The organism is Collinsella aerofaciens, from assembly GCF_001404695.1.
GTDB classification, from domain to species: domain Bacteria; phylum Actinomycetota; class Coriobacteriia; order Coriobacteriales; family Coriobacteriaceae; genus Collinsella; species Collinsella aerofaciens_E.
The window spans coordinates 72,210-82,229 of the sequence record NZ_CZAQ01000007.1 but is presented as its reverse complement, the minus strand read 5'-3'; the positions used below and the strand labels follow the sequence as shown (position 1 = coordinate 82,229).

8 protein-coding genes are annotated in these 10,020 nt (G+C 57.8%); 5 read left to right on the top strand and 3 right to left on the bottom strand.

The genetic code is table 11. The features are described from left to right. Nucleotides 1-81: 81 nt before the first annotated feature. Nucleotides 82-483 carry a hypothetical protein gene (locus AQ996_RS03125; protein WP_253274593.1) on the bottom strand — a complete coding sequence of 134 codons (402 nt, stop codon included), beginning with the start codon at nucleotides 481-483 and terminating at the stop codon, nucleotides 82-84. 175 nt (nucleotides 484-658) lie between these two features. Here AQ996_RS03125 and AQ996_RS03120 point away from each other — a divergent pair, with 175 nt between their 5' ends. Further along, nucleotides 659-1,573 carry a CPBP family intramembrane glutamic endopeptidase gene (locus AQ996_RS03120; RefSeq protein ID WP_148315822.1) on the top strand — a complete coding sequence of 305 codons (915 nt, stop codon included), beginning with the start codon at nucleotides 659-661 and terminating at the stop codon, nucleotides 1,571-1,573. A gap of 8 nt (nucleotides 1,574-1,581) precedes the next feature. Here AQ996_RS03120 and AQ996_RS03115 read toward each other — a convergent pair whose 3' ends face one another. Beyond that, nucleotides 1,582-2,574 (bottom strand): helix-turn-helix transcriptional regulator, encoded by a 993-nt coding sequence (locus tag AQ996_RS03115; RefSeq protein WP_055250957.1) that lies wholly within the window; start codon nucleotides 2,572-2,574, stop codon nucleotides 1,582-1,584. Nucleotides 2,575-2,727: 153 nt separating this feature from the next. Between AQ996_RS03115 and AQ996_RS03110 the strand changes: the two genes are divergently transcribed. Together AQ996_RS03110 and AQ996_RS03105 are read left to right on the top strand one after the other, a co-directional pair. Then, a complete protein-coding gene (locus AQ996_RS03110; RefSeq protein ID WP_035137362.1) occupies nucleotides 2,728-4,206 on the top strand; it encodes a family 1 glycosylhydrolase in 1,479 nt (492 codons plus the stop codon). Nucleotides 4,207-4,217: 11 nt separating this feature from the next. Then, complete coding sequence (locus AQ996_RS03105) at nucleotides 4,218-5,588, top strand: PTS transporter subunit EIIC (RefSeq protein WP_055250969.1); 1,371 nt, start codon at nucleotides 4,218-4,220, stop codon at nucleotides 5,586-5,588. Between the two features lie 126 nt (nucleotides 5,589-5,714). On the opposite strand, the gene AQ996_RS03100 is transcribed toward AQ996_RS03105, so the two are convergent. Beyond that, nucleotides 5,715-7,856, bottom strand: coding sequence for a YgiQ family radical SAM protein (locus AQ996_RS03100; protein ID WP_253274592.1), 2,142 nt, complete (start codon nucleotides 7,854-7,856; stop codon nucleotides 5,715-5,717). 253 nt (nucleotides 7,857-8,109) lie between these two features. Between AQ996_RS03100 and AQ996_RS03095 the strand changes: the two genes are divergently transcribed. Together AQ996_RS03095 and fucO are read left to right on the top strand one after the other, a co-directional pair. Continuing rightward, nucleotides 8,110-8,826: a YoaK family protein gene (locus AQ996_RS03095; protein ID WP_055250955.1), complete on the top strand. Its 717-nt coding sequence runs from the start codon at nucleotides 8,110-8,112 to the stop codon at nucleotides 8,824-8,826. A 165-nt stretch (nucleotides 8,827-8,991) separates the two neighbouring features. Then, the coding region (gene fucO, locus AQ996_RS03090) for a lactaldehyde reductase (protein WP_070097117.1) at nucleotides 8,992-10,020 on the top strand (1,029 nt) is incomplete at its 3' end.

Genomic DNA, 10,020 nt, shown 5'->3' with positions numbered 1-10,020 from the left:
CAGTTGGTGAAAGTACGTTAGCGGGGTCGGCGAAAGCGCGTTGGCGCATTCGGCGAGATACGTTTGCGAAAGTGGTTGGTTTTAGATTAGCGCTAACATCAGGTCGCGGGCGGCCTCGCACTCGTCGTCGGGGACCCACACCTCGACCACGTTGCCGACCGACAGCATGCGGGCGAGGAACTCGGCGTCGTTGCGGTCGTTCTTCCTGCGCCTGTCCGCGCTGGGCTTGATCATCTTCGAGACGGCGCCGACCACGCAGTCGACCCCCAGGCCGGAAAGCCTCTTCTGCAGGTCGAAGCCCGTGACCCCGGATTCGTACACGCACCTGGCCTTTGGGTCCACGGACCGCACCCACTCCGCGACTGCCCCGGCGTCGTAGCCGAAGGTCGCGCAGCGCACCTCCCCGGTCATGACGTCGAGGGAGACTGCCTTTATCGAGCGGGCGTGGACGTCGAGGCCGATGAAGGTGGTAGTATCGAGCATGGGAGCCCCTTCCATGAATGCGGCGTGGCCGCCACGGTTGGATTAGACACTCACCATTGTCGGCCTAATCCGCGGACTTTCATGCCGGGGGCTCCCAATGTTTTATGTCCTGCTCATATCGTCTCTGCCGGCAGTTAAGGAACGTCCCTAAGTGCCGGGTTTTGAGGAGGTTGGCATGCTCAATGCGATGATTTGGGCGCTTGCCTGTTTTGGTGTTGTTGCTGCCGATATTGCCCTGAGCATGGTTCTGTTTTCAGTTCTCGATGCCGTGTCGGTGCTGACGGGCTATCCGATCGACAATCTCGATATCCAATGGTTCCAGGCTGCCGCTCAGACGGCGTCATTTTTGATGGCGCTGCTGTGGTGGCGCTATCTGTGGCCCCGCTCCTTCATGGCGCGCCGGCAAGGCGAACGCCCACTCGGCGGGGGAGCAGGCGCGGCATGGAAGCGCATTGCCTGCGTTGTCGTGATCGGCCTATCCATGCAGGTGGTCATTAGCTACCTATGCGACGGCGTACTGTCGCTGCTGCCCGAGGTCGCGGCAGACTATAGCGAGCTCGTCGAGGAGACGGGCATGGGCGATACCAGCCTTCTTGCTGTCTTGACCACAGTGCTCGGCGCTCCGTTTTGCGAAGAGCTCCTGGTGCGCGGCATCATCTTTGAGTTTTCGCTGCGTGCGTTTAATCCACAGTGCCGTTCGTTCTGGAAGCGCCGGCGCCGCGCGAACGCGCAGGACGGCGCCATAGTGCCCTGGGCGGCCCCGAGTACCTGGGGCGTCGCCGCGGCAATCGTGCTGCAGGCGGCGGTCTTCGGCTTTATGCACATGAACTGGGTGCAGGGCTGCTACGCGGGCGCTGCCGGCCTCATTTTTGGTTGGGTACTCGTGACCACCGGAAAGCTTCGCTACACGATTCTGCTGCACTTTGCGTTTAATGCCGGGTCGTATCGCATGGGGCTGCTGTGGTTTGTGGGCACACCGCTCGACGTTGTGGTCACGGTTGGCATCGCCGGCTTTGTGCTGGTAGAGGCGATGCGCTCGCTGCTTCGATTGCGCATTCCCGTGTCGCGCGAAGCTGATCGGTCTGAGTAATAACGCCTTTAATTAGACCGATGCGTCCTGAACGCACCTGGCGTTTCGCCGAATGCTTCTTTAAATTTTGAGTAAAAGAATGACATGTTGGAGATGCCGACTTTTCGGGCTACATACTGCACGCTGCGCTCGGTGTTATTGAGAAGATATGCCGCCTCTGTGAGCTGCTGGTTGAGCTTGATTTGCGAAAACGTTTTGCCGGTTTTTTGCTTGATCAAGCTGCTGAGATAGCTGGTGCTATAACCCGTATCGCTCGCAATGCTTTCGAGTGTGCAGTCGCCGTAGCTTCGCTCAATATGATTCAGAATCGACACGATGCGTTCGTCCGACATGATCGCCTGGTTATCAGTTGCGGAGCGTCGGTACAGTCCTCGAATGAGAACAAGGAATAGGCTGACGGCGAGGTGCCTCATGAGTTCATTGGAATAGGCATCTTTAAAGTGATATTCGATAAAGAGCATCTCGATGAGGCGTCGCGCATGTCGGGCGTATTCCTCTGGAAGAATGAGATATTTTCGGGCCTCGCGGTTTTTGGACACAAAATCAAATAGAAGATTCGTTAATGGTGACGCGCCGGGTAGCTGGCTCAGGAACAACGAATCGAACATTTCTTTTTTGAAGACGATCGAAATGACGATATCATGCTCGCCCTTAACGTATGGAACGCTTCTGACTACGCCGGTGTTGCAAATGAGCACGTCGCCCTTTTTAAGGAGTAGTCGCCGTCCGTTGACGATAAACGTGCAGACGCCGTCGTACACGTAGTTAAGCTCCATATCCCGATTGATATGAGGAGGAATATCGGTAAAGCGCGACTCCTTGATAAGGCCCACGGGGTTTTCGTCGAGAGTTTCTTTCCAATCAAACAGATAGACCTCTTCGCCGTTAATGGTTGTGGTTTCCACTCTGTTATATCGCGGGCTGAGCTCTCCCGGATGTGTGCGATGCCACTCTTCGGTCTCGGTATGCGTATAGAGCAGCTGTTTGAGATTCGAATCCATGGGGTGCTCCAGGGGTGAACGGTAGAATCGATGCCTTAAACGGTATTATATCTAAAAAAATGTTATAAACAAACGCTTTCTATGCGATATCTTATGCATCTTGTTCTTCCTAGTATTGGGTTATCCGCTGGAGCATCCGATCAAGGAGGGCAAATGAGTAAGTTAAAACATGGGTTTGACTCCGACTTTTTATGGGGCGGAGCCATATCGTGCTCGCAGGCCGATGGCGCCTGGAATGAGGGCGGAAAGGGAAAGTCGACGCAGGATTGTCGATGGCTGGATGGTACCTGGACTCATGACCAGATTGAGGACAAGCATCAAAACAACCCCTTCTGCCATGACGAACTAATGAACGCTCTCGCAGATGATGGTGTTGAGTTCTACCCGTTTAGGCGCGGTAACGACTTCTATCATCACTACCGTGAGGACATCGCGCTTTTTGCGGAGATGGGCCTCAAGCTGTTCCGCACTTCTATTTGCTGGAGCCGAATCTATCCTAACGGAGATGATCTTGAGCCTAACCGCGAAGGCATCGAGTGGTATCGAAGCATGCTGGGTGAGTGCAAAAAGCACGGCATTAAAACCTTCGTCACCATGCTCCACTATGACATCCCGGTAAATCTTGTCACCACATATGGGGGATGGAAGAATCGCAAGACGATTGATTTCTTCGCCCGCTATGTCGAGACAATCGTTACGGAATTGGGCGATCTGGTCGATTTCTGGCTGCCTTTTAACGAGTTCAATGCAGCGCGTTTTTCGCCTTGGGACGGGGTCTGTCTGGTCAAAGACGAAGAGGGGGAGAACTTCGATCGAGCCATCTTCCAGTGCCTGCACCACGAGTTCGTTGCCAATGCGCGTGCCGTCGAGATTGTCCATCGTCTTTCGCCCGATACTCCCGTTGGCGGCATGATCGCTCGATTCTGTACGTATCCCGCCACCTGCCGTCCCGAAGATAACATGCAGGCTATTCACGACGACCAGTATTCCAACTGGTTCTATACGGACGTGATGGCTCGTGGAAAATACCCCGCTTATATGAATCGCTATTTCGACGCGTGCGATATCGAGATTCAAATGGAGCCGGGCGATGAAGAGCTCATCGCTCGCAACACGGTCGACTTCCTGGCCTTCTCGTACTACTTTTCCCAGGTATCCACCTGCGATCAGGGATGGGAGAAGACTGCGGGAAATCTGGTCATGGCAAACAAGAACCCTTATCTCGAGACGAGTGAGTGGGGCTGGCAGCTCGATCCCATTGGCCTGAGGGTTACCCTTAACCAGATGTATGACCGCTATGGGCTGCCCCTGTATATCGCCGAGAACGGCCTCGGTACATCTGATGTAGTCGAGGAGGATGGCAGCATCCACGACGAGTATCGAATCGATTATTTGCGCCAGCACATAAAGTGCCTTAAAGAAGCGGTGATCGATGGCGTTGACGTGCGCGGATACATGATCTGGGGATTCATTGACCTTGTTGCCTGCGGTCCTCTTACGATGGACAAGCGCTACGGGCTTATCTATGTCGATCTGGATAATTGCGGCAACGGCACTGCGGAGCGCTCGCGTAAAGACTCTTTCTATTGGTATCAGAAATGTATCGCCACTAATGGCGAGGATCTTGGGTAGGAGTGATTGTCGTGGCAGACAAGAAGGAACTGGCCGCTCGTGTCCTCGAGCTCGTGGGCGGCGCCGATAACGTTGTTATGGCAACGCACTGCATTACAAGGCTCAGATTCAACCTGAAGGACGATAGCAAGGCAGACCTGGAGGCCCTTAAGACGCTTGACGGCGCCTTGGGCGCGCAGGTTAAAGACGGACAGTGGCAAGTTATCATCGGCGCCAGCGTGGGGTCGGTATATGACGAATTGGAGCCCATGCTAGGTGACAGGATGGGTGGCGAGGTCTCCGCCGACGCCGAGCAGCCTGAGCTCCAAAAAGGTTCGGCTCGCGTATTCGATATCATCACCGGCATCTTTTCCGCTATCATTCCCGCACTGGTGGCGGGAGGCATCGTAAAGGGCATCCTGGCTGCTATCGCGGCTTTTGGAATCGACACGGGTGCCGGCGACTTTGCGATATTCAATATGATTTCGGATATCCCGTTCTACTTCTTGCCGTTTTTGCTGGCAATGTCTACAGCTGATAAGTTCCGGGTCAACCGTTCGCTTGCGCTTTGTGTTGCCGGATCGCTGATGTACCCGACCATTGTCAACGCTGTCGGTACGGGCGAGACGCCCCTTGCGCTGTTCGGTTTTGCGGTGCCGATTTTTAGCTACGCCGATTCCGTGTTCCCGGTTATCTTTGGCGTCATTGGCTTGTCTTTTGTATATCGTGCAATCGACAAAGTCGTGCCGGATCTTTTTAAGCTCGTTGTCGTTCCGGCGCTCTCCCTTGCTATCGTGATTCCCGTCAACCTGTTTGTGCTCGCTCCGATTGGTGCCTGGTGCGGTCTTGGTCTTGCCAACGGTATCGTTTGGCTATTCTCGACGTTAGGCCCCGTTGCCGGTTTTCTGCTGGGCTTCTTTATGCCGCTTATCGTGCTCTTCGGCATGCATCAGTCAACGAGCCCTATCCAGATTTCCAATATCGCAACGCTTGGGTATGACTATCTGCTCCCGATCTCTTTCTGCCATAACCTCGCCGAAAGCGGTGCGTCTTTTGGTGCAGCCCTGCGCATGACCGACGAAAAGCTCAAGTCCGCTGCAATGACGTGCGCCTTCTCAGCATTTATGGGAATTTCCGAGCCCGCCTTGTTTACCGTTCAGGTTCCTAACAGGACTCCGCTTATCGCTGCGATGATTGCGGATGGCATTGGCGGTGCGCTTACCGTTGTTCTCGGCGCAAAGTGCTTCGGCTTTGTTATGCCCGGCATTACCTCGTTGCCCGTTTATGCCGATCCAAGCGGCAATCCCATGAACCTGATCATGATTGTCGTCTGCATCGCTTTGACTTGGGTTATCTCTGCGGCGCTCTCGTTTGCGCTCTATGGTCGTTTCGACAAAAAGTAACGACGTTTTGAGATAGACAATATTAATCGGCCGCTCGCCGGGGAATCGTTCTGCGACGCCCCAGCGAGCGGCATTTTATTGGTGGGGCGTGTCGTGTCGCCAACGGCGGCATGCCGCCTCGCCGCGCTAGTTGCGTCTGCCGCCTCCGTTGGCGCCCTGCCGTCCCTGTGCCGCGCGGTTGCGGCCCGCGGTGTTCTGCGCACGCGACATGCCGCCGTGGCCCTTGCTGCCCTTGGGCCCCTTGCCGGCGGAGCCACCGTGGGCCTTGCCGCCCTTCTTGCCGGTGCCATGCCCGCCGCCGGTAGACGTCTCGCCCGGGCGCGGCGGCACGGGACGGATCAGGCAATGCTTGGTGTAGCCGATCAGGTCGCGACGGCCAGCCTTTTCCAGCGCCTCGCGTACCAGCTTGTAGTTCTCGGGCTTGCGATACTGGATGAGCGCACGCTGCATGGCCTTCTCGTGCGGGTCGCGGGCCACGTAGATCGGCTGCATGGTGCGTGGGTCCACGCCGGTGTAGTACATGCAGGTCGACATGGTGGACGGTGTGGGGTAGAAGTCCTGCACCTGCTCGGGCATATAACCCATGTCGCGTACGGCCTCGGCCAGGTCCACGGCTTCCTTCATCGTCGAGCCGGGGTGGCTCGAGATCAGGTACGGCACCACGTACTGCTTGAGTCCGTATTCGCGGTTCAGGCGTTCAAATTTACGACAGAATGCATCGTAGACGGCGCGGCTCGGCTTGCCCATCACACTCAGCACCGCATCGCTCACATGCTCGGGCGCTACGCGTAGCTGGCCCGAGACATGGTGCTCCAGCAGCTCGCGCAAAAATTCGTCCGAGGCGTCGGCCATGGTGTAGTCAAAGCGGATGCCGCTGCGGACGAAGACCTTCTTGACGCCCGGCAGCTGGCGCAGGTCGCGCAGCAGCTGCGTGTAGCCGCTCTCGTCGACCACCATGTTTTTGCATACGCTCGGCCACAGGCAGCGCTTGTTCTTGCACACGCCGTGTTTGAGCTGCTTGTCGCAGGCCGGGCGGCTAAAGTTAGCCGTCGGTCCGCCCACGTCGTTGATGTAGCCCTTAAACTCGGGGTCGCGCGTGAGCAGCTCGGCCTCGCGCATGATCGAGTCGTGGCTGCGCATCTGCAGCACGCGTCCCTGGTGGAAGGTGAGCGCGCAAAACGAGCACTCGCCAAAACAGCCGCGGTTGGAGCTAATGGAAAACTTGATCTCGGCAAAGGCCGGCACGCCGCCTGCCGCGTCGTAGTCGGGATGCCAATCGCGTGCGTAGGGGAGTTCGGCAACCTCGTCCATCTCATCGGTGGTGAGTGTTGCCGACGGCGGGTTCTGCACCACATAGACGCTGTTGGGGTAGGGCTCTACCAGGCGATGGCCGGTGATGGGGTCCATATTCTGCTGCTGCACGTTAAAGCTGCGCGCATAGTTGAGCTTGTCGGCGGCAAGGTCGTCCCAGCTGGGCAGCAGGTCGTAGTCGTAGACCTCGTCGAGCGAACCCGTGCGGTAGACGGTACCGTTGATGTAGGTGATCTGATCGACAGGCAGTCCGGCATCGAGTGCGTCGGCGATCTCGACAATCGCGTGCTCGCCCATGCCGTAGATGAGGATGTCGGCGCCCGAGTCGAGCAGTACCGAGCGTTTGAGCTTGTCCTGCCAGTAGTCGTAGTGGGCCAGGCGGCGCAGGCTTGCCTCGATGCCGCCGATGATGATGGGAGCGTCCTTGAACGTCTGGCGGATGAGGTTGCCATAGACCGTGACGGCTCGGTTGGGACGGCGCCCCTCCTCGCCGCCGGGGGTGTAGGCGTCGGAGTGGCGGCGGTGCTTGGTCACCGAATAGTGGTTGACCATGGAGTCCATGTTGCCGGCACTGACGAGAAAGCCCAGGCGAGGCTCGCCGAGCACCGTGATGCTGGCGGGGTCGGTCCAGTCGGGCTGGCAGATGATACCCACCTTGTAGCCATGCGCATCGAGCACGCGGCTGATGATGGCCATGCCAAAGCTCGGATGGTCCACGTAGGCATCGCCGCAGATGTAGACAAAGTCGCACTGGTCCCAGCCGCGTGCATCCATGTCGGCGCGGCTGACGGGGAGGAACTTGTCGCGGCCCGGTCGCCAGGGGCGGGCGGGCGTCGCTTGGGAATGCTTGGTGCGGGCGACCGTGGCCTGCGCCTTGCCGCCGCGCTTTTGCTGCTGGCCCTGTTTGCCCTGCTGTCCGCGTTGGCTGTTCTGAGCGTGCTGAGGCTTTTTTGCCACGATCCCTCCCGGTGTCTGTATGCTGCACGTAATTGTAACCAGTCTTTTTGGGACGGAGCTAAAAAGACTGGTGGAGTACATGGGCTGGCGGATCGGCGTGTCGATACGGGTATCGTTTGTTTCCAGACTGTGTATCCCCGTGTCGAAGGGGTCGTCTCGCGCGCATGCCATGTTGTCAATGGGTTACAGTATGAACGGCGGCTATGTTTCCGCCAACGCACGAGAGGGTCGTCAACAAGGAGGATACACGACGATGCAACGTGCCAAGCAGATATCGGAGTCCATCGAACTGGGCATTATCCTGGCGCTCGCCGGTGGCTTTATGGATGTGTATTCGTACATTGGGCGCGATCATGTTTTCGCAAACGCGCAGACGGGCAATATCTTGCTGGTGGGCGTGAGCATCTCGGAGGGCAACTGGACGCTGGCGGGACGCTACTTCTTTCCCGTGGTGTCGTTTGCCGTGGGCATTATGCTTGCCGACCTGGTTCACGAGCGGTTTGGCAGTGTGATTCACTGGCGCCAGGTGACGGTGTTTTTTGAAGCCGTTATCTTGCTGGGCGTGAGCTTTATCCCGGGCGGCGATTTCAACCTGCTCGCCAACTGCCTTACTTCGTTTGCCTGCGGTATGCAAGTCGAGAGCTTCCGCAAGATCCACGGTCACGGCATCGCCACGACCATGTGCATCGGCAACTTGCGCAACGCGCTGCAAAACGTGGACGATTACATCATCACCCACAAGCGCGGCTTTTTGGAAAACGGCCTGCTGTACTTTGGCGTGATCTTTACCTTTGTGTTTGGCGCCGTGCTGGGCAACTGGTGTATTGAGCGCATGGGGCTGCATTCCATTGCGGTGGCGAGCGTGCTGCTGTTTATCGCGTTTGCCATCATGTTCATCGACCGCGAGCGCGACTTGCGTTTTCGCTGGAAGGTTGCGGCCGAGGCTTGGAAAGAGGGCTGTCGAAAGTAGAGGAATGCGGCAGAGGGGTTGTCCCTTTGCCGCAGTATTTTTCATCTCCTGTTGAAACGCTTTAACAATTTTGACGTTCTCACGTGTTTTTTGTTTCAAAAGCGTTAGGATGGGACTCATAGCGTGGGGCGTAATGGGTGCCCCGCACACGATGGGAGGCTATCAATGGCTAATCGTTTCGTTCTCAACACTATTTCTTATCATGGTTCCGGCGCCATCAAGGAGATCCCCGGCGAGCTCCAGCGTCGCGGCTACAAGAAGATCTTCGTCTGCTCCGACCCCGACCTGGTCAAGTTTGGCGTTACCGCTAAGGTGACCGACGAGCTCGACGCCGCTGGCATCGCTTGGAGCCTCTACTCCGAGATTAAGCCCAACCCCACCATCCAGAACGTCAAGGACGGCGTCGAGGCCTTCAAGGCCGCCGAGGCTGACGCTATCGTGACCATCGGTGGCGGCTCCTCCATGGACACCGCCAAGGCTATCGGCATCATCATCAACAACCCCGAGTTCGCCGATGTCCGCAGCCTCGAGGGCGTTGCTCCCACTAAGAACCACGCCGTGTTTACCATCGCTGTGCCGACGACCGCCGGTACCGCTGCCGAGGTGACCATCAACTACGTCATCACCGACCCCGAGAAGGTCCGCAAGTTCGTGTGCGTCGACACCAACGACGCCCCCGAGGTTGCCGTCGTCGACCCCGACATGATGGCTTCCATGCCCGCCGGCCTGACCGCCTCCACCGGCATGGACGCTCTAACCCACGCCATCGAGGGCTACACCACCAAGGGCGCTTGGGAGCTCTCCGACATGTTCCACTTTGAGGCTATTAAGCTGATCAGCGAGAACCTGCGCGACTCCGTCGCCGAGGCCAAGTCCGGCCAGCCCGGCTCCGGCCGCGAGGGCATGGCTCTTGGCCAGTATGTCGCCGGCATGGGCTTCTCCAATGTCGGCCTGGGCATCGACCACGCCATGGCTCACACCCTGTCCGCTCACTACGACACCCCGCACGGCGTCGCTTGCGCCATGCTGCTGCCGATCGCCATGGAGTTCAACAAGCCGGTTTGCGCCGAGCGTCTGGCCAAGGTTGCCGTCGCCATGGGCGTTGACACCACGGGCATGAGCACCGACGAGGCTGCCGACGCCGCTATCGCCGCCGTCAAGCAGCTTTCCGCCGACGTGAATATCCCGCACGTC